A 23,191-nucleotide genomic window follows, 5' to 3' on the forward strand; every position below is an offset into this window, starting at 1 on the left:
CTATTCCTTTACAGTTTCATCATAGATATATAGTTCTTTACCATTAAGCTTCTCTTTATCAACTTTTTCTTCTAATGTCTTAGGTACCGTAACTATATCTACATTACCATCACTTATATATCGCCTCATAGGATTTTTCTCAAATACTGATAACCAATCATACAATCCCACACCATCGACATTTGTTTCGCTAGCTCTGACTCTATGTATCGCATGAGGGTCAAAATTCTTGTCAACAGGTGGCACAGAAGGATCCCAGCCAACATTCAAAACAGCAACGTTATTATATTCTTTTTCATTAAATTGTCCTTTTTGGAGTAAAGGGTAATAATCTTTATTCTTTGGTCTTCCGCCATTACATAATGCATAAGTGTCAATCTTATAGTCAGACAACATACTCTCTAGGTAGTCTGCTTGTTCAGCAATAACTTTTTGTATTTTCTGTGGATCATCAATATCAGTCATGTTATTATGACCTAGTGTATGGTTTCCCACATCATAACCATTTTCAACTAAATAATTGAGTTTATACTCTACAAGCTCTTTTTGCCTAAAAGGATTAGAACCAAAAACGAAAAACGTTGCTGTTAGAGGAAAATCTGGGTGCTCTTTCTTAAACTCTTCCATTATCCCAACAGCAGAATTAGGATCAATAATTTTTTGTCCATCTTTCTCTATAATATTAAAATTATTTTGATTGCCATCGTCAAAAGTCAATACGAAAGGTGTATATCCTGCTTCAACCTCGAAATTATTCGAAACAAAGTCTTTTAAGCTTATTGGTCTATATCCTTTTTCATACAATGTCTGTAAATCTCTTCTAAAGTTGTCTGGAGTTCTCACCCAAGTTGCCTCTGTTTCATCTATTCCATGATACATAAGTACCATTATTTGTCCTGCTTCATTGGGTTTGAGTGATAAGTCTATTGCTTCTTTAGGATCTAGAGTTTGTTGGTTATCATTTTCATCTTCTTTTTCTTTGTCGTTATTAATCTGTAAGCTTTCATTAGCTTGTCCACTATTGTCTTGTATATCTGTATTATTATCGGCCTTTGATACATCAACTGAATTTGTACATCCAGATGCAAAAACAACAGCTACTAACATTGTTGCAAATAACTTAGAACATTTTTTCAATATAATCCTCCTCTCTTGTTATACAATAATTATATGATAGAATTTAAAAATAATCTAGTTGATAGTATAGCTAATTTTTACAGTATTTTATAAATATATATGGTTAAAATAAATATGTGACAGGATATTATTATGTAATCTCATGTCTTAAAGATAAGAGGTGATATTTTGTCAATCAGAAAAAGCACATTCACTAATGTAAAAGGCCATACTGTTGAATACTCTGCACTTAACATTACAAATGATGAAAGACATTATCACAGAGAAGCAAAGTCACAGAAAGCTCAGTTAAACAGTGTTCATAAGCATGGTATAAGAAAAGACGTCAAAGTTCCAATAAAGCATAAATTAACTTAGAAAGACGGTCATGTTTGACCGTCTTATCTAATTACTTTATTTCCCCTCGGACACCTTGATATACATAACCCACATACAGAACCACGTCCAATATCTTTATATTTTTCACTCATATGATTACTGCATGCAAAAGCATCATATAGTTCTTCTCTACCAATACCTCTCCTCCACAAATTACCTTTTATTGCCATTGCAGGACATATACTCATGCATATATTACAGTTGCCACACAATGAACTAATTATTGGTTCATTATATTCTAGCTCTATATTTGTTAAAACAGTTCCTAATCTTACTCTTGGCCCAAATTCCTCAGTAACTAAACAAGCATTTTTACCTATCCACCCTATCCCTGCTGATGTTGCAGCAGTTTTATGCTGAAAAAGTCCTGTAAAAGTGTCTTTTTCTGTTTTAACAGTTTGAGATGCAGGTATAGCCATTGCTAAATATCCAGAATTTTGAAGTATTGTGGTTATCTGCAAGGTTATTTGGTCGATGAGAAAATTAACAGTTCTGTAGTGATGATAGTACGTATGAGTTGGTGTATCTAGTACATCGTTCATTATTTGATCAGATAGTCTTACAGCTACGGATATCCCTGTTTTTAAATGTTTAAATTGGTCTGGAATATACCCTTCTAGGTTTGCAAATCCTATTTTCGCTGCTCCCATTTCTTTGCATTTGTTTATAATAGTTTGTTGTAAGAAATCCATTCTCGCCCTCCATTTTTCATGCTTTATATTAATTATATATAATATTCACGATTAATTAAAAATCATTTTTTTCCTAAATTATTAATTCTATGCATTATTACTATATAATATACCTATTTTATTTTATTTCCTAGCATATATACATTATCTATCGGTTATATTAATAATACAACATCAATAAGATGTTGAAATAAAAATCTATTTGGAGGGAGAATAATGGCAAGAACAAATAGAATAGTTGTACCAGAGGCAAGAATGGCTCTAAATCAAATGAAAACTGAAATTGCATCTGAATTAGGACTATCAAACTATGAAAGTATCGATAAAGGAAACTTAAGCTCAAGACAAAACGGCTATGTTGGCGGATATATGGTAAAAAGGTTAATAGAACAAGCTGAAAGAACAATGTCAGGTAAATAATTAAATAAAAAAAGAGAAGTGGTTTTATACCACTTCTCTTTTTTTATATGATATAATTCATAGTATAACGAGATTAAGAAGGTGTTAAAATGTTTACAGAAAATACAAAAGAACTAGCTCAGTATAAGCTCCTCATATTATACATACTAGATAAAGTAGATATTCCAATGAATAATTCAGAAATTACTCAGTTTGTATTAGAAAATAACTACATGAATTATTTTATGGCTCAGCAATTTATAAGCGAGCTTGTTAACTCAAAATTTATCGAGTTTTCTACGAAAGATGGCCATGAGTTTTATCATCTTTCTAAAGCAGGTAAAGATACTTTAAATTATTTTAACGATAGGATACCTCAAAGCTTAAAGGATGAAGTTGATAAAAAATACGAAAAGAAAAAAGAAGAAATGATTAAAGATACACAAATAATCGGAAATTATTATAAAAAGCATGATTCCGAATACATAGTGAATCTAAGAGTAATTGAAAAGGACATAACCCTTTTTAATCTATCTCTTAATGTTGTATCAAACAAGCAAGCGAAACTGATATGCAATAATTGGAAAGAAGCTCCCCAAGATATATATAAAAAGGTTTTAGAGCTTCTAATAGAAGAATAACTGGAGTTATCTCCAGTTATTTATTTATCTGTTTTTAATTAACTTAATAATTTCTACTACAACTAGTAACGATATAGAAAGAGCTATTACTACACTCCATTGTTGTAAATTTAATACAGTAAGCTTAAACAGCTTTCTCAACACTGGTACAACAACAATTGACAACATCAAAATTAACGAAGTAAAATTTGCTGCAATTAATTTTTTATTTGTACCCAATCCTACCTTAAATACAGAGCTATCAATTGACCTTACATTAAATGTATGGATAAGTTGTGCAAGACTAAGAGTAATGAACGCCATAGTTCTTCCTGTATCTAAGTTTATTCTATATCCAATTTTGAAGGCTAATATTGTTAGAACACCTATAATTAATCCTTCAAAACCAATCATAATTCCTAGACCATCGCTAAAAATGCTCTTTTTAGGATCTCTAGGCTTTCTTTTCATGATATCTTTTTCTGCTGGATCAACACCTAAAGCCAATGCAGGTAAGCTGTCAGTTACCAAGTTAATCCAAAGAATATGTATTGGCAATAAAGGTATAGGGTACTTAAGCAATATAGCAACAAATAAAGCAACTATTTCTCCTGTATTTGATGATAATAAAAAATGTATAGATTTTTTAATATTGTCAAATATAGTTCTACCTTCTTCTACAGCAGACACAATAGTAGCAAAATTATCATCTGTTAAAACAATATCTGCCGCCTCTTTAGATACATCAGTTCCAGTTATCCCCATTGCACAACCAATATTTGCACGTTTTAGAGCAGGAGCATCATTAACTCCATCTCCAGTCATTGCAACTATCCTACCTTTATTTTGCCATGCTTTAACAATCCTTACCTTATGCTCTGGCGAAACCCTTGCATATACGGAATACTTTTCTACACCATTATAAAGTTCCTCATCACTTATATTTTCAATATCTTTTCCTTCTATAGCTATTTGTCCCTCTGCAAGAATCCCCAGTTCTTTCGCTATTGCCATAGCAGTAGTTTTGTGATCACCTGTAATCATAACAGGCCTAATACCTGCAGCTTTACTTTTTTGTACAGCAAGCTTTGCTTCTTCTCTTGGAGGATCTATCATACCTGACATTCCAACAAAAATTAAATTGTTTTCTACTTTTTCTGATTCCAGTTTTTCTGGAACTACAGAAATATCATTATATGCAAGTGCAATAACCCTTAATGCATCAGCAGACATCTGTTCATTAATACTCTTAATATTTTCCTTAATCTCATCTGAAAGATGTGATATGCCTTCATGTATAAGTATTCTATCACATCTATCAAGCAGAGTATCTAATGCACCTTTAGTAAAAATTTTATATCCGTTTTCTATTTCATTTATAGTTGTCATAAGTTTTCTATCTGAGTCAAAAGGTATTTCGCTTACTCTGCTGTGTCGATTCTCTTGCTCATTTTTAAATAATCCATGCTGATATCCTGCAACAATAAGCGCTATCTCTGTTGGATCGCCTATGGTTTTCTTTTCACCTTCATCTTCTTCTATTGATGCATCATTACACAATACTCCAATCTTTAACGCCATAAGCTCTTTATCATCGTTTAAGTTCGCATCATTAATATCAATTAATTTATCATATGTATAAAGCTTTGTTACTGTCATTTTATTTTGAGTAAGAGTTCCTGTCTTATCTGAGCATATTACAGATGCAGTGCCTAGCGTTTCAACAGCAGGTAGCTTTCTAATTATTGCATTTTTTGATATCATCTTTTGAACACCTATTGATAAAACAATAGTAACTATAGCTGGTAATCCTTCAGGTATAGCTGCAACAGCTAAAGAAACAGATGTCATAAACATCTCAAAAACAGGCCTATTTTGTGTATACCCTAATACAAAAATAATACCACATATTATCAACGCTGCAACTCCTAATAACTTACCAAGTTCGTCTAATTTTTCTTGTAATGGAGTCTTCATTTCTTCTTCATTTTGAAGCATTGTAGCTATTTTCCCTATTTCAGTGTTCATTCCAGTAGATGTTACTATTATTTTTCCTCTTCCATTAGTAACTAAGCTGGAAGAATAAACATAGTTCTTTCTATCACCAATAGGTATATTGTCTCCTTCTGGTATATTAATGCTTTTTTCCGCAGGCAAAGATTCGCCAGTTAATGCTGATTCTTCGATCATAAGACTCGCACTTTCAAATAAAACTCCATCAGCAGGTACAAAATCACCTGCTTCTAATATAACTATGTCCCCAGGTACTACTTCTAAAGATTTCACTTCCATCTTTCTTCCATTTCTTTCCACCTTTGCTATTGGAGTTGACATACTTTTTAATGCTTCTAATGATTGCTCTGCTTTATTTTCTTGTATAACACCTAGCATTGCATTTAATAATACAACAATCAGAATAATAATGCTATCACTAATCTCGCCTAACAGCCCAGAAACTATGGCTGCTAGGATTAATATAATTACCATGAAATCTTTAAACTGAGATATAAATTTTTTAAAAAGTGAGACTTTAGCTTTTGATTTCAATTGATTCTCTCCAAACTCATCTCTTCTTTTTTTAACTTCATTGTCACTAAGCCCTTTAGTTATATCAACCTTTAGTTCATCTTTCAGTTTATCAATACTTTTTTTATACCATTGTTTATCGCTCATTTATTACCTCCTACGTTCTATATTATTGTCAACCCTGATGGCTCTAATCCTACATTTATACTATCAATAATTACATAATAATTACAATCAAAAATTGTAAGCTTGTTTTCAAGAGCATCCGATACAAATATTTTGCCATCATGAAAAACAATATTGTTAGGCATTCCACCTATATGGTGCTTACTAATGATTTTCCCATAATTAATGTTTATTATATATATACATCCATCTTCTGCATTTGTAACATAAATTATATTTTCATCTTGTGATATAGTCATATCAAATATAACTCCATCTATTTCAATATCTTTAATTATTTCATTATTTGTTAAATTCAATATTAATATTTTACTACACAGCATTCCATTTGAAGGAGGACATAAAATAACCATAGTTTTATTTATAATAGCAATATGCAGAGGATTATATTTCAAGCTAATATGTTGCTCAGTACTTTTGTTCATATCAATTATACTTATACTATATCCATTATTATTAGCAACATATATAGTATTATTAATTTCATCAATTTTTATATCATGTGGCTTTTCTCCAACAGGTATGTTTTCTATAATATGAAATTCCTTTTCATCAATAATTGAAATTGAGTTAGAATCACTGTTCGTAACAAAAATGTTTCCATTAGCCATTTGAATATGACTTGGAAAACTTCCTACTAACACAGCTTCCTCTACTTCTTTGCTACACATATTTATTCTATAAACACTATTATCATATGAGTTTACAGAGTATAACTTTTTATCTTTTCCAAGTATTACCTGATGTGGTCCTATATATGGCCCATCTGAAATCGTTCTATTGCATTTATTAAAGTTTACCCGAGAGCATAGGTATATTGTATCTGAAATACAATTAGCTTTTAAATCAACTACATTTAATGAATCCCCTCCTGTATTAGCAACTATCAACTTATTGTCTAGCAATTCCATTGTTTATCACCTCTATCGCACATTCAACTCATATAACAGTTTATGCATACTATGATTTTTAGGTGATAAAGTGATATTTATTTTTAATAAATGAAAAGACTACAATGCAATAATGTGCTTATATAGTCTTCTTATAATTAATATATTTATTATTATGAACTAGAAAGTTTTTTAGTCTCATTAACAACAATACCACTTAATCCTATAAGACCTATAAGGTTTGGAAAAGCCATTAATGCATTCATTACATCAGCAAGATTCCATACAAGATTAAGTTTTGAAATGGCTCCAACTATGATTACACCTACATATATTATCCTGTATATTGTTACTACCTTATGTCCAGTTAAATACTCTAAGCATTTCTCTCCATAATAGCTCCATCCTAAGATAGTAGAATATGAAAAAAATATTATCCCAAAGGTAACTATATATCCTCCAAATCCGGGTAACCCTCTATTAAATGCTTGAGCAGTCAGCTCTGCTCCATTTAATCCGCTTTCCCAAGCTCCTGTAGTGATAAGAACTAGCCCAGTGAACGTGCATACTATTATAGTATCAATAAATGTATCAAGCATAGATACAAGTCCCTGTTGAGCAGGAGCATTAGTTTGAGCAGCCGCCTGAGCGATTGGAGCACTTCCAAGTCCTGCCTCGTTTGAAAAAATCCCTCTAGCTACTCCACTCTTTATAGCCATCATCACTGTAGATCCTGCAAAACCTCCTAAAGCTGCTGTTCCGGTAAATGCATTTTTAAATATTAGCCTAAATGCTTCTGGAATTGATGTGATATTAAAAAGTAGTATTACTATACAACCAACTATGTACCCTCCTGCCATGATAGGCACCATAAATCCTGTAACTTTTCCGATATTTTTGATTCCTCCAATTATTACCGCAGCTGTCGCTATAGCTACTGTAATTCCCGTAATTAATGGAGGCACTCTAAACGCTGCATTTAATGCGTCAGCTATAGAATTAACTTGTACCATATTACCTATTCCAAATGATGCTATTGCGCCAAAAAAAGCAAATAATATTCCTAGCCATTTTTGATTTAACCCTTTCTCTAGATAATACATTGGCCCTCCAGCTACTTCCCCACTGTCCTTCTTTACTCTATATCTAACAGCTAGAACTGCCTCTGAATATTTAGTAGCCATTCCAAAACCTGCTGTTACCCACATCCAAAATAAAGCTCCAGGACCTCCAGCAGCTATTGCTGTAGCTACTCCAACAATATTACCTGTACCGATAGACGCTGCCAATGCAGTTGTAAGAGCTTGAAATGGGGAAATGTCACCTTCTCCCTCATTTTTCTTGAAAAGTAAAGCGAATGAAGAAAATATTTTTCTTACCTGAATCAATTTAAGCTTATATGTCAAAAAAATGCCAGTTCCTAATAATAGTATTAGTAAAGGAGTTCCCCATAAGAAATCACTAATACTTTTAAAAAAATCTGTTAGTCGTTCCATATATCCACCTCTCTATCATTTATAGATAGTATCAAACAAAGTATACTATTTAATGTTGTATATTTATTGCTGTTAAGGAATTTTTTACCTTAATATATTTCGTAAAATAAATAGATGCTATAACAGCATCTATTATTAAAAATGAAACAATGTATTTACGAATATGTCTATTTCATTTCTAAGGTTTCTTAATCTAATTTCTTTTATCATCTCATTGAATACTAGTACTTCTCTATTATATGCTTCTTCATCTTCCTCATCTGATGCTAACCTCATCATCTCCATTATCCTATATGTTCTTATTATTAGTTCTTTATCTTCTAGTCTTTTATAAGGTCTGAACTCTATAATAGACATAAAAACCTCCTCAATAAATATACTAATAGTTTATTCAAAGAGGAGGAAATAATAACTATTTATTTGTAACGATTCTTCTTACATCTCCAATTAGATACAAAGAACCTGAAAATACAATTAAGTCATCATCGTCAGCTAGTTCAAATGCTTTATCAATAGCTTTATCTATATCTCTTTCAACTACATAATTTTTATTATATTTTTCAATTAGCTCTCCTAGCTCTTCAGCCTTTAATGCTCTAAAAATATTAGCCTCAGTAACAACAACTTGATCTGCAATAGGTACCAGCTCTGAAATCATATTTTCAACATCTTTATCAGCTAGAATACCTATACCTAAAATAAGTCTTCTATAGTTAAACAAATCTTTTAAAGTATTTTTTAATGCTTGAATACCTTGTATATTATGAGCTCCATCTATTAAAAATCCCGGTTTTCTTCTTAAAACCTCTAATCTTCCACTCCATTTTGTAGTCTTCAAACCTCTCCTTATATCAGCTTCATTGATTTTAATTATACCTTTATCTTTTAATCCTAATATAGCAGTTAATGCTGTAGATGCATTTAAAGCCTGATGTTTGCCTATTAGCTGAATTTCAAGATCTCTTAATATATCCTTCTTATATTTAAAGTCAAATTTACATCCATATTCTGATATTTCCTTTACATTAATATTATCAACTGCCACTATTTCTAATTTTGCTTTCTTTTCATTTACAACCTCATCTATTACACTTTGTGCTTCATCTTGCTGTGGATAGCATATTACATATCCATTTTCTTTTATAATGCCTGCCTTTTCATAGGCAATCTTTCCTAGGGTATCACCAAGTATATCAACATGATCCATAGAAATAGTAGTTATTATAGATGTTACTGAGTCCTCAATAACATTAGTAGAGTCATATCTTCCTCCCAAACCTACTTCAAGAACAACAAAATCTACATTTTCCTCCATGTAGTATTGCATGGCAATAGCAGTTACTATTTCAAATTCTGTAGGGTGATTAAATCCCCTTTTAAGCATTTCTTCTACCTTTTCTTTTACATTTAACGTAATATCAGATAAACTTTCATCACTAATATCATCATTATTTATTCTGATTCTTTCATTGAATCTTTCTAAATATGGAGAAGTAAATAACCCAACCCTATATCCTGCTTCAGCAAGCATACTTGTTGTATATGCTGAAGTAGAGCCTTTTCCATTTGTACCAGCTATATGAATAAATTTTAGTCTTTTATGTGGATTATCTAATAGATTTAATAACTCCCTTATATTGTCTAATCCTAGTTTACTTCCAAACTTTTTTGTTCCATGAATGTATTCTAATGCTTCATTGTAATCCATGCTATCACTCCTGTTTTAGTAATATCTTTTATTTTATACCGAATTTTTATTCAATACAAGGCATACATGAAAAAACACTAGGAGAACCTAGTGCTTAAAAAAGATATGGAGCATATAAGTAATTGATTAGTATATGATTGAACAAAATATACATAGCGTAGACTTTATAAGCCTCAGGATATTCTTTCTCGTTTTTATAAATAAAAGCAAAGATGCTTCCTAGTATTGTCAATATTACAGGTATTATATATTGAGCTCCAGAAAATCTAAGTATCTGAGGCATAATAGCAATACTTTTATAATTATAATAGAAGTCCATCGTTGAAAGTACAGTGCCAAGATAGATTACTAATCCTATAAACAAAACTACGTAATATTTATTTTCTACTTTTTCATTAAAAAAGAATATGCATAATAGCCAAATTAAAGCTGGCAATAGGTTGAAAAATCTAGCTCCAAAGCAAAGTATAATTAGATGTGAAAGAGCAGGAACTTCTTCTCCTAATGCTAATTTTATATCATCCTTTTTGGGAGCAGTTGATTTTTCTATAATAGATGCCTTATCACTAGCCCCTTTAACAGCAGTATTATTAAATCCACCAGCTTCATTCCAAAATACATACCTACTATTATCAATATCTATCAACCCAACATGACTAGACCATTTATTTGTATTTGACACTAAAACTGCATTTTTTAGTCCATCAGGTGTCAGTAACATTTTTAATACGTTAGAGTTGCTTGCTCTAGTATCTAAGTTGCTAGGAGCTGTAGTAAAGATCTCTATACCTTCATCTTTGCTGCTTATTAAAACTGGCTCACTTGAAAAATTATATACCTTTATGTCAGTTGCCCATGCAAGCTCTAAAGTATTAAATTGTTTATTATTTTCATGATTGTAACCATCTATAATATATGTATATTGGTATTTTTCATCACCCTGCGTTGTTACTAAAGAGTATACATGAGTATTATCCACAGCGATATCTATATCTTTTATTTTATTTCTAAATTCATTAACTGAATTTAAAAACAGAGAGCTACCCCATTTATTATCAGTATATTCTGTAATATAAACTGATTTCTGATAAGTATCATCAGCTTGTACTATACTCTGTAAATAAAGCTTGTTATTATATTGCAGCAACTTTACTTTATTTACACTCTTCAAGTCTCCAGGGCTAGCTATCTTTGTAAAAATATCAGTTTCCCTAGTAAATAGTTCTATTGAACCATCCAATTTAGCAATTACTAAATATGATCTGTTCTTATCTCCTTCAACATAAAAACTATTAACATCTTCCATTATTTTTGTGCTAGTTATATTTCTATAGTCTTCATCAAATTTTGCTAAATATAAATTATTATCTTTATAGTTTCTCCAGTAAATTTCATTATTTTTAAATATAATATCATCTGAGTAAATATTATTAAAATTAAACTCTGGCATTTCTACTTCATATTCTTCAATTCTATTAAATTCAGTATCAAGCTTAGATACTATGAGTTCTCCAGCGCCATCTTTACTAGGAGACACAAATACTATATATCCTTTATCAGAATATTGAACCATGCTTTCTCTATTGTATGAGCTGCTTGTCAATTGAAAGCTTCTGCTCCAGTTTGGTGAAGGCTGCATAGTAGCCACTCTAACATTTTCATTAATATGGATAAAAGCGATTATACAGAAAACGACGAGAAAAAATACTAGTGTCTTTACTGCCAATTTCTTTGTGTTCTTCATGATATCCCCCCTTATATCTAATTTTACCACTATATCAGCAATTAGAAAATCAGTTTCATTTTTATAAATATTAAAAAAATGAAATAAAAGATAAGGATGCAACCTTATCTTTTATCATTTAATATTCTTATTTTCTCAAACTGTCTAGTCTTTCTACTACCTTTTCCATCATTTGCTGATATTTTGATTCTTTTTCTCGCTCTTCATCAACAACTTTTTGTGGAGCCTTACTTATAAATCCTTGATTAGATAATTTGCCACGAACTCTTTTTAGCTCGCCTTCTAATCTTTCTTTTTCCTTTTCAAGCCTTTCAATCTCTATTTCAATATCAACAAGCTCTTCTAACGGAAGGAATATCTCACAGCCTTCAACTACAGCTGACATTGCATCTTCTCCAATACCATCCTTGTTATCTCTAACTTCTATTTCTGAAGCAGAAGCAAGAGTTGTAAAGTATCCAGCACCATTATTTAATATACCTTTTATTTCCTCATTAATAGTAACAAAAATAACTTTTGCTTTCTTTGATGGGATTACATTCATTTCTGCTCTGATATTTCTAATATTCTTAACAGCTTCCATTATAAACTCTATTCTTCTTTCAGCTTCCTTGTAATCATTAGCTTCATCATATACAGGCCATTTTTCAATAATTAAAGCTGAATCTTTACCAGGAAGATGATCCCATATTTCTTCAGTAATATAAGGAATAAATGGATGTAGAAGCTTTAATATTATTTTTAAAACTGTAATTAACGTAAATCTTGCAGTATCTTTATCTTCTCCATCTTCTCCATAAAGTCTTGGCTTAACTATTTCTATATACCAGTCACAGTACTCATTCCATGTAAAGTCATATATTTTTTGAGCAGCTATACCTAGTTCAAATTTATTCAAGTTTTCAGTTACATCTTTTGCAACATCATTTGCTCTTGAAATAATCCATTTATCTTCTTCTTTTAAGAATTCTCTAGCTTTATTTTCATCCATTATGTTATCAGCTAAGTTCATAATAACAAATCTTGTAGCATTCCATAATTTATTAGCAAAGTTTCTGCTTGATTCAACTCTTTCAATATAGAATCGCATATCATTTCCAGGCGTATTACCAGTAACTAATGAGAATCTTAGTGCATCAGCACCGTATTGTTCGATTAACTCAAGTGGATCAATACCATTTCCTAACGATTTACTCATCTTTCTACCTTGAGAGTCTCTAACTAGTCCTGTAAAAAATACATTCTTAAAAGGTATCTCTCCCATGTTTTCAATACCAGAGAAAACCATTCTTACAACCCAGAAAAAAATAATATCATATCCAGTTACTAATACATCTGTAGGATAGAAATATTTAAGCTCTTCTGTTTCTTCAGGCCATCCTAATGTTGAAAAAGGCCATAGTGCCGAAGAAAACCAAGTATCTAAGGTATCTGGATCTTGAACTATATTGGTGCTTGCACATTTACTACAGCTTTCAGGATGTTCTCTAGAAACAATAACTTCATTACAATCCTTACAATAGTATACTGGTAATCTATGTCCCCACCATAGCTGTCTTGATATACACCAATCTCTAATATTCTCTAACCAATTGAGATATATTTTTCCAAATCTATCTGGTATAAAGTTAAGTTCTCCTTCTTTATATGATTTAATAGTAGGCTCAATTAGAGGCTGCATCTTAACGAACCATTGTTTAGATATTATGGGCTCAACTACTGTATTACATCTTTCACAATGTCCTACATTATTAGTATGATCTTTAATTTCAACTAGATATCCTTGTTCTTCTAAATCTTTAATCATTTCTTTTCTAGCTTCATATCTATCAAGCCCTTGATATTTGCCACCGTGTTCATTGATACTTCCATCATCATTCATAACCTTCAATTGTCCAAGGTTATGTCTTGCACCTACTTCAAAGTCATTAGGGTCATGTGATGGAGTAATCTTAACTGCTCCAGTACCAAATCCCATTTCAACATATTCATCTGTTATTATTGGAATTTCTCTATTAACTAAAGGTAATATTAATGTTTTACCTATTAATGCACTATATCTTTCATCTTCTGGATGAACTGCTACAGCAAGGTCCCCTAACATGGTCTCTGGTCTAGTTGTTGCTATTACAATATATTCATCACTATCCTTCACAGAATATCTTATATGCCATAGCTTTCCTTGTGACTCCTCATGTTCAACCTCTGCGTCAGATAATGCTGTTCCACAGCTAGGACACCAGTTTATAATCCTATCTCCTCTATATATTAAATCTTTCTCGTATAGTCTTATAAACACTTCTTCTACAGCCTTACTTAAGCCTTCGTCTAAAGTAAATCTTTCCTTTGACCAATCACATGAAACTCCAAGCTTTCTTAATTGATTTCTAATATTTCCACCATATTCCTCTGTCCATGCCCAAGCTTGCTCAAGAAATTTCTCTCTTCCAAGCTCATGCTTACTTTTTCCTTCTGATTCAATTTTAGCTACAACTCTTGCCTCTGTAGATATACTTGCATGGTCAGTTCCTGGAAGCCATAAAGCTTCATATTCTTCCATTCTTTTCCATCTGATAAGTATATCCTGAATAGTATGATTAAGAGCATGACCCATGTGAAGATTACCTGTAACATTTGGTGGTGGCATCATTATAGTAAATGGCTTCTTATCCTTATTTACATCTGCCTTAAAATAACCATTCTCGTTCCAAAACTTATAAATCCTCTCTTCAAAGTCCTTCGGACTATACGTTTTTGCTAAGTTTTCACTCATTAAAAACCCTCCTTATTATAAACATCTAAATTGTTTTCAAATAATTTTATTGTCCATAAAACATTATCAATGCAGAAGCTACTGCTAATGCTAAACCTGTTGTTTTTACTATTAACAGACCTTTAATCGTCTTAATTTTTCCACTTTTAAATAACCTGTCAGCCCCAAAGACTATTATTCCACTTATAGCAAATAGAATAACCCCTAAAGTGAACATTCTATCACATCCTTTAGATATAATAAAAAAACCCTTCATCCTTAATGTTTAAGGACGAAGGGTCTATCTCGCGGTACCACCTTAATTTTAGATATAATGATAATATATCTAACTCTCAACATATATAACGGATATGCCCGTTCAAGCCTACTTATTTCAGCCTGAATACTCTAGAGCTACCTTCAGTAAACATTGCCTAACATAGTCTTACAGCCTGTGGACCATGCTCTCTTAATAGGATACTTACCTACTCCTCTCCTTCATAGTAATTATCAATATATAATTATTTAATATAATATATAACTCATCTCTATTTGTCAATATATTTCATTTGCTTATTTTCTTTGTTAATTACTTTAAACCCGATAAAATAATTGATAAAAGCAACAATAGTCAGCCCAACAGCTAATAAAACGAAAACAAAACTAATTGTTTGATTTATATTGAAAGCTAATGCAAATATTGCAATGTAAAATGATATTGTTGCAATCTTTCCATATTTGTTTGCAGGTATAACAGTTTTATCGACAGAATAGTATAAAAACAATGCACCTATAATCATACAAGCTTCTTTAATACCAATGACCAATATAACCCATAAAGGTAAATATTTTTTATCGGTGAAGCAAATAAGTACTGTTATTTGCATCAACTTATCTGCAAGTGGATCAAGTGCTGCTCCCCATTTAGTAACCATATTAAATGTCCTTGCTATATATCCATCTAGTACATCAGTTACTCCAGCTAGAAAAAATATTCCAGTAGCGTAAATTATGTTGTTATCAAAAGAAGAATAAAAAACATAAATAAATACTGGTATTAAAAAAAATCTTAAAGTCGTCAATATATTTGGTATATTCATATTACACCTCATTAAACATATTTTATACTCATTGCTGTTGCTCAACATTATTATTCTACAATACTATATATCATTATATTTTAGTTACCAAATTTGTGCAACCAAGCGTGCCCATAATATACTTCATTCTATTTATAACACTAGCTTTTCATTTTATTTAATATTCTATTCAGTAAGCGAAAACTCCTTCTATTACTTTTGTAACCATAATAATCAAGATGAATATAATGAAATAAGGTGTTCAATTATTTTATAGGAGGGTTAATATGTTCAAACTTAAGTTTATTTCTATACCTTTAATAATACTACTTATGCTAAGTTTAGTTATAACTGGATGTCAAAAGGATGGATTGACTAACGTTAGATTAGTGGAAGTGACTCATTCAGTTTTCTATGCTCCACAGTATGTAGCTATAACAAATGGATTCTTCGAAGAAGAAGGAATTAATATCGAATTATCTAATGGCCAGGGCGCAGATAAATGTATGACAGCCATACTGAGCGGAGAAGCAGATATTGGTTTTATGGGACCAGAAGCGTCAATATACGTATACAATCAAGGGAAAGAAGATTATGCTGTAAACTTTGCTCAATTAACGCAAAAAGATGGCTCTTTCCTTGTATCTAGAGAAAAAGAAGAAGGATTTTCTTTTGATAATTTAAAAGGAAAAACCATAATAGGTGGCCGTATTGGTGGTATGCCTGAAATGACTCTTGAATACGTACTTAAAAAATATAGTCTACAACCAGGAAAAGATGTAAATGTTCGTACTGATATACAATTTGGAATGATGGCAGGAGCATTTACTGGTGGGGAAGGCGATTATGTTACATTATTTGAACCTACTGCAACATTATTAGAAAGTGAAGGTAAAGGCTACATCGTAGCTTCTATCGGTAAAGAAGGCGGATACATCCCTTACACCTGCTATAGTGCCGAAAAAAGCTATATAGAAAAAAATCCAAAAATAATTCAAGGTTTTACAAATGCTATATACAAAGGTATGTTATGGGTTCAATCTCACTCAGCTGAAGAAATAGCAGAAGCTTTACAGCCGCATTTTCCAGATGCTGATAAAGATGTTTTAGTTACTTTAATAAATAGATACAGAGAACAAGATACATGGAAGCCTGACCCTGTTCTTACTGAAGAAGGATTGAATCATATGATGGATATCATGGAGATGGCAGGACAGCTTGAAGAAAGAGCGCCATATGAAAAAATAGTGACAACTGAATTTGCAGAGAAATCTGTTAAAAATATAAAATAGTATATATAACTAATACCCAAGTCATATAAAATGACTTGGGTATTAGTTGATACCGACAAAAAATAAAAAAAGTTGATTAAACAATCTGTAATACACTTATGGTAATGTAAAAAACTTTCAAAGATAATACTCATAAACCTTTTACATTTAAGTGTCTAGATATCAAGTTCGTATACTTCATGTGGATTTAATCGAATTATTGAAAGTTCCTAATATTTTCTTCTGCTATTGCCGACTGTACTCGATAATCGGTAAAGATCTTATTGCAAGACTTACAAATATATCTTTGCTTACCTTTATATTTTCCATTTCTTGATACAGTTTCAGCATTACAATAAGGATAGACTTTTCCCTTGGCAAATCTAAATTCTTTAACTTCCTGTGTTACTTGATTTACTTGTAAACCTACTACAAGAATTTCTTCTAAGTAAGAAAATAATCGCTTTTGCTCAGTTAACGATACTTTCTGAATATCTGAATTAAAGATGGTACACTTGCCATAATGTGACCTCCTAATCAATGAATTTGGCTAAATCATAGCATACCTCAAAAAATATATTAAATTTCAACATTGTATTAAAACATAGCCAAATAAAAAAGAACTAATAAGATTCTCTCTTATCAGTTCCTATCAATTTACTTATTTAACATCTGCCACACCTACTCAATCCGTTTTAGCAGTGATCAGCACTCCATGTGTATCTTCACATAATTCTTATTCAATTTTTCATTATATTTCTCGCCAACAAATTATTCAGCGAAATCACCTTATCAGGTTTTGATGGGCAATTTATGCTCATCTTACCAAATAGAGGATTTGTTACATGTTTCAGTTAAGTTAATCTCATTCGAGTATCTTCTTTAAACTTTTTTCTTGAAGGATTACCCTCCACTCTCCACATCTGTTTACACTTCAAATCATAAATAATCGACCAAACAGTATCTGCGCTTTTCTTTCTGTCATATTGACACATAATTCCATATTTTCCTGCTAATAAGGAAATTGGAATTAGAGGATTCTGAGAGTAAAAATTCCTATGAATTTGTAACTACATAGAAAGATTGCTTTTGGTCTAAGTCAAGAGCGAGCGTAGCGAGTTTATTTTACTCTTGACAAGACCAAAGAAGCAATCTTATAATTACAAGTGAATTCATAGGATTTTTAATATATTGTTCGGTAAAAATATTTCCAATATGATTGTTAGCTTTTAAGAGCTTTAGATTTTATATAGATTATTCCTGCTGAAATAATAGCTATAATTGCAAATAAAAATCCTATTGGAATAAGAAAGAATGGTTCAGACAATGCTCCATCTGGTAAAACCTCAGAACCTATCAATTTAAATACAATAAAACAACCTATACTAATTACTGTTAAAATAATACTAAATAAATATTTTTTCATATCATTCACCCTCTTTATAATATCTAGTGCATATTCTAATATCATGTACCATTATTTAGATTAAATAATCTAGCAAATCACTATTAGTTATTCTGTTAACTATTTTTAATTATATTTTTATATCCAGTATAAGCAGCATATAAATAGGAACCATATACTCCAATAACTATAATACCTGTTATAAATATAGTTGGTCCTAGCTTGAAAAGAAATGCTAGACCTACATTTCTGGACAATTTTCCTACTATTACCAATGCCATTATAGAATGTGATATTGCTAACATTAGAGGTGCCATAAAATGTATTAAAATTTGAGTAAATATAGTTTTATTTATCATATTATCCGAGACACCAATTTTCTTAAGTATCTTATATCTATTTGAACTATCACTTGCTTCTGTAAGCTGTTGGATTGCTAATACTGCTGCACTAGCTATTAAAAATACAAATCCCAAATACATTCCTATATATAAACTTGTTCCAACAGCATTTTTAGTTTCATTATATACTTGGGTTTTGGTTTCTGCTCTTATTATAAAACCATATTTATTTAAAATCTCATCATAATTATAATCTATGTTGGCAAATTTTTTTCTTAACTCTTTAACATCTTCTTCTAATTTTTGTTTGTTCACATCATTAAGACTATTTATATACATAGTTGAATAACTTTTAGTCATATTTTCTACAGATGAATCTGGTACTATTGCCATTAAATTATATTCAATATCTTTTAGATGTTTATCTATCTTTAGACTGTATTTATTTTCATTGATAATTATTTCTTTTTTATTATTTATTAAATTATTTAATGCTTGATTTTCATCCTTATCCCTTGATAATAATAAAACTTCATTTTCTTTTAATTCTATTGTTGAATCTCCCTTTAACTTTCTCATTGCATTGTATTGTGATACTCCTATAGTTCTTAATTTCCCAACGTATTTTTTAAGTCTCTCTTTTAGCTCTTCATTTGCATATTCTTTTAAAAAATCAGATACTTTAATATTTGTGCTATATATATCTACTACAACATATTCAGAAGGCTGTCTTAGCTTAAAATCCACCTTTTTTAAAGCCTCTTCTATATCTTTTATTTCTTGGTCATCACTTCTAATACCTAATTCTATATTAGCATCAAAGGGTGGTAGTTTTCCCAACTCTTCTTCTAATTGAGTCTTAATGCTTAAGCTTGATGATGACATTACTATAGTAGTAAATAGCATAAGACATATTATTCCCATTGATATAAAATTTGTATTTATTTTGTTACTAAATTGTTTAATAACAAATATATTTAACTTTTTTAAATATATTTGTTCGTTTTTCTTCAGTATAAATAAAGTGAATCCAGCTAATCCAAAGAAAAATAATAGAGTACCCACACCACCAAATATTATAGATAGAGGAAAGTTAATACTTTTAGGATTAGAAGCAAACTTCCATCCTAAATAATAAGCTCTTGATAAAGTAACTATAGATAAAATGAATATTATAACTGAAATTATAGAGTTTCTAGTTTTTATTTCTTCACTTTTCTTTGATGCATTTATCAAATCAATTAGCTTATGTTTAGATACAGCTACTATATTAAATATCATTACTAAAATAAACATTGTACTAAAATATATTATAGTTTTGGCAATAGCATCGGTAGATAGAATAAATTTATACTCATCCATGTTAAACTCAAACAATTTACCTATAATTACTGAAATTCCTTGAGATAGTATTACACCTAGCAATAATCCTGTCCCTAATGAAATTATACCTACTATAAAAGTTTCATAAGTTAATATTTTAGATACTTTTCGTTTTGACATACCTAATGTAGTATATATTCCAAACTCTTTTTTCCTTTTCTTTACTAGAGCATTATTTGCATATATTACTAATCCACCAAAAACAACTGAAATAAATATAGATATATAAGATATTGATTGAATTAAGATATCTATATCCATTTCCTGCATTACTGATTGAGAGTTCATTGAGTTAAAATTATAAAATATAGACACTGCTAATGTAAGAGTTATAAAGTATATTGCATAATCTTTAAAGCTCTTTTTTAGATTGCTAGTAGCTATATTAAAATACATTATTAACATCACCTCCCATGAGTGTCATTACTTCAATAATTCTATTGAAAAATTCTTTTCTAGAGTCACTCCCTCTAACTATCTCATTAAATATTTTACCATCTTTTATAAATAGAATCCTATTAGTATAGCTTGCAGTGAAAGCATCATGGGTTACAAGTAATATAGTAGCTTCCAAACTTCTATTTAGTTTCTCAAAAGATTCTAATAGTAATCTTGCAGACTTGGAATCTAAAGCACCTGTAGGTTCATCTGCCAATATTAGTGATGGATTAGTAACTATTGCTCTAGCGCATGCTACCCTCTGCTGTTGCCCTCCTGACATTTGGTATGGATATTTTTTTAAAACATCTGAAATGCCAAGGGTTTCTGCAACTTTTTTTATTAAACTATCTATTTCTTTTGGCTTTCTTTCTTGTATTGTTAAAGCTAAAGCTATATTTTCATAACCAGTTAATGTATCAAGCAAATTAAAGTCTTGAAATATAAATCCTAACTCATCCCTTCTGAATTTATCTAGCTTATTAAATTTTAATTTTGTAACCTCATGATTATTTATAGTGATATTTCCCGTTGTTACATTATCTATTGTTGCAATACAGTTAAGCAAAGTAGTTTTACCACTTCCTGATGGTCCCATTATTCCAACAAACTCAGCTTTATCTATCTTAAAGCTTATACCATCTAATGCCTTAGTTATAACTTCTTTTTTTCCATAATACTTTTCAATATTTTCTACACTTAATATATTTTTCATGTCCATATCCTCCATTCAACTCTATTTAGATTACTAATTGTTTTTTGAAGTTGCCTTATAATTTTATTATATTGAATTATTAAGAGACTACATATCGAATTAGCTTTCATTAAAGTTGCATTCTTGTAAGATAATCTTTTGTTATACATTTCCCATTGATATAAATCCTATTACAAATTCATCAAAAAACTTAAATAAAAAAAGTGTAAGTATTTCAACTCACACTTTTCAAATCCCTAAATTAAACTCACTTAATGGAAATATTATATTAACCTTTGTTCCCACTTCTAATTCAGATTCAATATTTATTTCTAAGCCTAGCTTGTCACAAAGTTTTCTGCAAAGATATAATCCCATACCTGTAGATGCACTATATTTTCTTCCATGCTCTCCTGTAAAGCCTTTTTCAAAAACTTTATTAATATCTTTGTCTGAAATTCCTATTCCATTATCTTGAATTGTAAGCACCACATTATTTTTATTGCTAGTTGAATATATTCTTATATTTCCTTCTTTAGACTTAATATACTTGATTGAATTACTTATGATTTGATTGAGTATAAATTGCACCCACTTTATATCACTATATACAATAGCATCTATTTCATCTAATTGTAAATTTATCTTTCTACTTATAAAATCCTTAGAGTTTCTTCTAATAGCATTATTTACAGCTGCTGATAAATTAAACTTCTTTATTATATAATCTTTACTGACATCATTGCTTCTTGAGTAGTATAATACCTGTTCTACAAATCCTTCTACCTTCTTTATTTCTTGACCTATATTATCCATAATAGGACTTTTATTATTCTCTATAATCAATATACTTGATGAAATAGGTGTTTTAATTTCATGAACCCAGGTCTCAATATATTCTCTATATTCAGACTGAAGATTTTTATAATAATTTACATGCTCATGCATTTCCTTATTACATACTTTTAGTACATCATAAAAAAGTTTTCCTTCTAAAAAGTCTGGTTTTTCCATGATTTCTGGCAGTAGATACTTTTTATCAAGACTTTGTAATGTTTCTTCCATATTAGTATAAAGTTTTTTATGCTTAAAAAACTCTATGCTAATATAGATTGTTAATGGCAAAAACCATATAATAAAAATTAAAAATATGACAATAGCTTTTATTTCTAGTATGGCTAACACAAAAGCTAAAATAAAATATCCTATAACATTTATAAACATGAATAAAAATCTTTCTTTTAAATACTCCTTTACGTTCATGGCATTATATACCCCAAACCTCTTCTTGTCTCTATTACATCTTTTACACCTATTTCTTCAAGCGTTTTTCTTAGTCTTGTTATATTCACAGACAGTGTATTATCATCGATAAAAACATCCGAATTCCATAAATGCTCCATTAATGCTTCTCTCGATACTATAGTTCCCTTGTTCTTTATGAGATAAGAAAGTATTTTTATTTCGTTCTTAGTTAATTGTTCCGTATTTCCTTTATAGATAATACTACCATTTAATAAATTTAATTTGATATCATTATACCCTAATATATCACTAAGGCTACTTTTGGAAGTTCTCTTTAAAACTGCTGAAATACGAGCTAAAAGTATTTGTGTATTATAAGGTTTTGTGATAAAATCATCTGCACCTAAATTCATACTCATAAGCTCATCTATTTCACTATCTCTACTTGTAACTACTATTATTGGCACATCTGAATTTTTTCTCACTTCCCTACATATATGATATCCATCAAAAACAGGTAAATTTATATCTAATAAAATTAAATTAGCATTGGATTTATATATATATTCAACTATATTTTTAAAATCATCTGGATCATCAACCTCATAACCATATTTAGATAAAAATATTTTAAGTTCTTCTCTTATAGTTTCAGTATCCTCTATTACAATAATTTTTTGCATATTTATCCTCCAATACAACTTACTTAAAACTATTTAATTACTTATCGAATATTATACCAAGAAATAATCATTTTATAATAGCTAAGTATCGCTTCACTGAATACACAAGTTGCAATTATTTGAG

20 protein-coding genes, 1 pseudogene and 1 other annotated feature are annotated in these 23,191 nt (G+C 30.2%); of the genes and pseudogenes, 4 read left to right on the plus strand and 17 right to left on the minus strand.

Annotated features, from left to right (window positions below):
- Window positions 1-1,137: a polysaccharide deacetylase family protein gene (locus HNR33_RS16005; protein ID WP_429085144.1), complete on the minus strand. Its 1,137-nt coding sequence runs from the start codon at window positions 1,135-1,137 to the stop codon at window positions 1-3.
- A 168-nt stretch (window positions 1,138-1,305) separates the two neighbouring features.
- On the opposite strand from HNR33_RS16005, the gene HNR33_RS16010 reads away from it, so the two are divergent.
- Window positions 1,306-1,494, plus strand: a complete 189-nt coding sequence (locus HNR33_RS16010; RefSeq protein ID WP_429085146.1) for a hypothetical protein — start codon at window positions 1,306-1,308, stop codon at window positions 1,492-1,494.
- Between the two features lie 23 nt (window positions 1,495-1,517).
- Here the strand turns inward: HNR33_RS16010 and HNR33_RS16015 are convergent, their stop codons facing one another.
- Window positions 1,518-2,207, minus strand: coding sequence for a 4Fe-4S double cluster binding domain-containing protein (locus HNR33_RS16015; protein ID WP_429085148.1), 690 nt, complete (start codon window positions 2,205-2,207; stop codon window positions 1,518-1,520).
- Window positions 2,208-2,423: 216 nt separating this feature from the next.
- On the opposite strand from HNR33_RS16015, the gene HNR33_RS16020 reads away from it, so the two are divergent.
- Window positions 2,424-2,627 carry an alpha/beta-type small acid-soluble spore protein gene (locus tag HNR33_RS16020; RefSeq protein WP_429085150.1) on the plus strand — a complete coding sequence of 68 codons (204 nt, stop codon included), beginning with the start codon at window positions 2,424-2,426 and terminating at the stop codon, window positions 2,625-2,627.
- 89 nt (window positions 2,628-2,716) lie between these two features.
- Window positions 2,717-3,247, plus strand: coding sequence for a DUF4364 family protein (locus tag HNR33_RS16025; RefSeq protein WP_429085152.1), 531 nt, complete (start codon window positions 2,717-2,719; stop codon window positions 3,245-3,247).
- A gap of 24 nt (window positions 3,248-3,271) precedes the next feature.
- Here the strand turns inward: HNR33_RS16025 and HNR33_RS16030 are convergent, their stop codons facing one another.
- From HNR33_RS16030 to pgsA, 9 genes are all read right to left on the minus strand, one after another.
- Complete coding sequence (locus tag HNR33_RS16030; RefSeq protein ID WP_429085154.1) at window positions 3,272-5,899, minus strand: calcium-translocating P-type ATPase, PMCA-type; 2,628 nt, start codon at window positions 5,897-5,899, stop codon at window positions 3,272-3,274.
- 17 nt (window positions 5,900-5,916) lie between these two features.
- The gene (locus tag HNR33_RS16035) at window positions 5,917-6,849 is read right to left on the minus strand and encodes a YncE family protein (RefSeq protein ID WP_429085156.1); all 933 of its coding nucleotides are present in this window, start codon (window positions 6,847-6,849) and stop codon (window positions 5,917-5,919) included.
- 152 nt (window positions 6,850-7,001) lie between these two features.
- Window positions 7,002-8,324: an alanine/glycine:cation symporter family protein gene (locus HNR33_RS16040; RefSeq protein WP_429085158.1), complete on the minus strand. Its 1,323-nt coding sequence runs from the start codon at window positions 8,322-8,324 to the stop codon at window positions 7,002-7,004.
- 135 nt (window positions 8,325-8,459) lie between these two features.
- Window positions 8,460-8,681 (minus strand): hypothetical protein, encoded by a 222-nt coding sequence (locus HNR33_RS16045; protein ID WP_429085160.1) that lies wholly within the window; start codon window positions 8,679-8,681, stop codon window positions 8,460-8,462.
- Window positions 8,682-8,736: 55 nt separating this feature from the next.
- On the minus strand, window positions 8,737-10,032 hold the full coding sequence (locus tag HNR33_RS16050; protein ID WP_429085162.1) for a bifunctional folylpolyglutamate synthase/dihydrofolate synthase: 1,296 nt from the start codon (window positions 10,030-10,032) through the stop codon (window positions 8,737-8,739).
- Window positions 10,033-10,126: 94 nt separating this feature from the next.
- Window positions 10,127-11,776: a hypothetical protein gene (locus HNR33_RS16055; protein ID WP_429085163.1), complete on the minus strand. Its 1,650-nt coding sequence runs from the start codon at window positions 11,774-11,776 to the stop codon at window positions 10,127-10,129.
- 127 nt (window positions 11,777-11,903) lie between these two features.
- Complete coding sequence (locus HNR33_RS16060) at window positions 11,904-14,549, minus strand: valine--tRNA ligase (protein ID WP_429085165.1); 2,646 nt, start codon at window positions 14,547-14,549, stop codon at window positions 11,904-11,906.
- 46 nt (window positions 14,550-14,595) lie between these two features.
- The gene (locus HNR33_RS16065; RefSeq protein ID WP_429085167.1) at window positions 14,596-14,766 is read right to left on the minus strand and encodes a hypothetical protein; all 171 of its coding nucleotides are present in this window, start codon (window positions 14,764-14,766) and stop codon (window positions 14,596-14,598) included.
- Between the two features lie 47 nt (window positions 14,767-14,813).
- Window positions 14,814-15,039, minus strand: a binding site (T-box leader).
- Between the two features lie 37 nt (window positions 15,040-15,076).
- On the minus strand, window positions 15,077-15,628 hold the full coding sequence (gene pgsA, locus HNR33_RS16070) for a CDP-diacylglycerol--glycerol-3-phosphate 3-phosphatidyltransferase (protein WP_429085169.1): 552 nt from the start codon (window positions 15,626-15,628) through the stop codon (window positions 15,077-15,079).
- Window positions 15,629-15,894: 266 nt separating this feature from the next.
- On the opposite strand from pgsA, the gene HNR33_RS16075 reads away from it, so the two are divergent.
- Window positions 15,895-16,899, plus strand: coding sequence for an ABC transporter substrate-binding protein (locus HNR33_RS16075; RefSeq protein WP_429085170.1), 1,005 nt, complete (start codon window positions 15,895-15,897; stop codon window positions 16,897-16,899).
- Window positions 16,900-17,143: 244 nt separating this feature from the next.
- Here HNR33_RS16075 and HNR33_RS16080 read toward each other — a convergent pair.
- The 6 genes and pseudogenes from HNR33_RS16080 to HNR33_RS16105 form a co-directional block, all read right to left on the minus strand.
- Window positions 17,144-17,400: pseudogene (locus HNR33_RS16080) on the minus strand (transposase); the annotation flags it as partial.
- Window positions 17,401-18,100: 700 nt separating this feature from the next.
- Window positions 18,101-18,304, minus strand: a complete 204-nt coding sequence (locus tag HNR33_RS16085) for a DUF3955 domain-containing protein (protein WP_429085171.1) — start codon at window positions 18,302-18,304, stop codon at window positions 18,101-18,103.
- 95 nt (window positions 18,305-18,399) lie between these two features.
- Window positions 18,400-20,403: an FtsX-like permease family protein gene (locus HNR33_RS16090; protein ID WP_429085172.1), complete on the minus strand. Its 2,004-nt coding sequence runs from the start codon at window positions 20,401-20,403 to the stop codon at window positions 18,400-18,402.
- A complete protein-coding gene (locus tag HNR33_RS16095; RefSeq protein WP_429085174.1) occupies window positions 20,393-21,160 on the minus strand; it encodes an ABC transporter ATP-binding protein in 768 nt (255 codons plus the stop codon). The genes HNR33_RS16090 and HNR33_RS16095 overlap by 11 nt, the downstream gene beginning before the upstream one ends.
- A 228-nt stretch (window positions 21,161-21,388) precedes the next feature.
- The gene (locus tag HNR33_RS16100; RefSeq protein WP_429085175.1) at window positions 21,389-22,402 is read right to left on the minus strand and encodes a sensor histidine kinase; all 1,014 of its coding nucleotides are present in this window, start codon (window positions 22,400-22,402) and stop codon (window positions 21,389-21,391) included.
- A complete protein-coding gene (locus tag HNR33_RS16105) occupies window positions 22,399-23,067 on the minus strand; it encodes a response regulator transcription factor (RefSeq protein ID WP_429085177.1) in 669 nt (222 codons plus the stop codon). Before HNR33_RS16105 ends, HNR33_RS16100 begins: the two co-directional genes overlap by 4 nt.
- Between the last annotated feature and the right edge of the window lie 124 nt (window positions 23,068-23,191).

Origin of the sequence: Brassicibacter mesophilus, assembly GCF_050433385.1 — a bacterium.
Lineage (GTDB): Bacteria > Bacillota > Clostridia > Tissierellales > Proteiniboraceae > Brassicibacter > Brassicibacter mesophilus.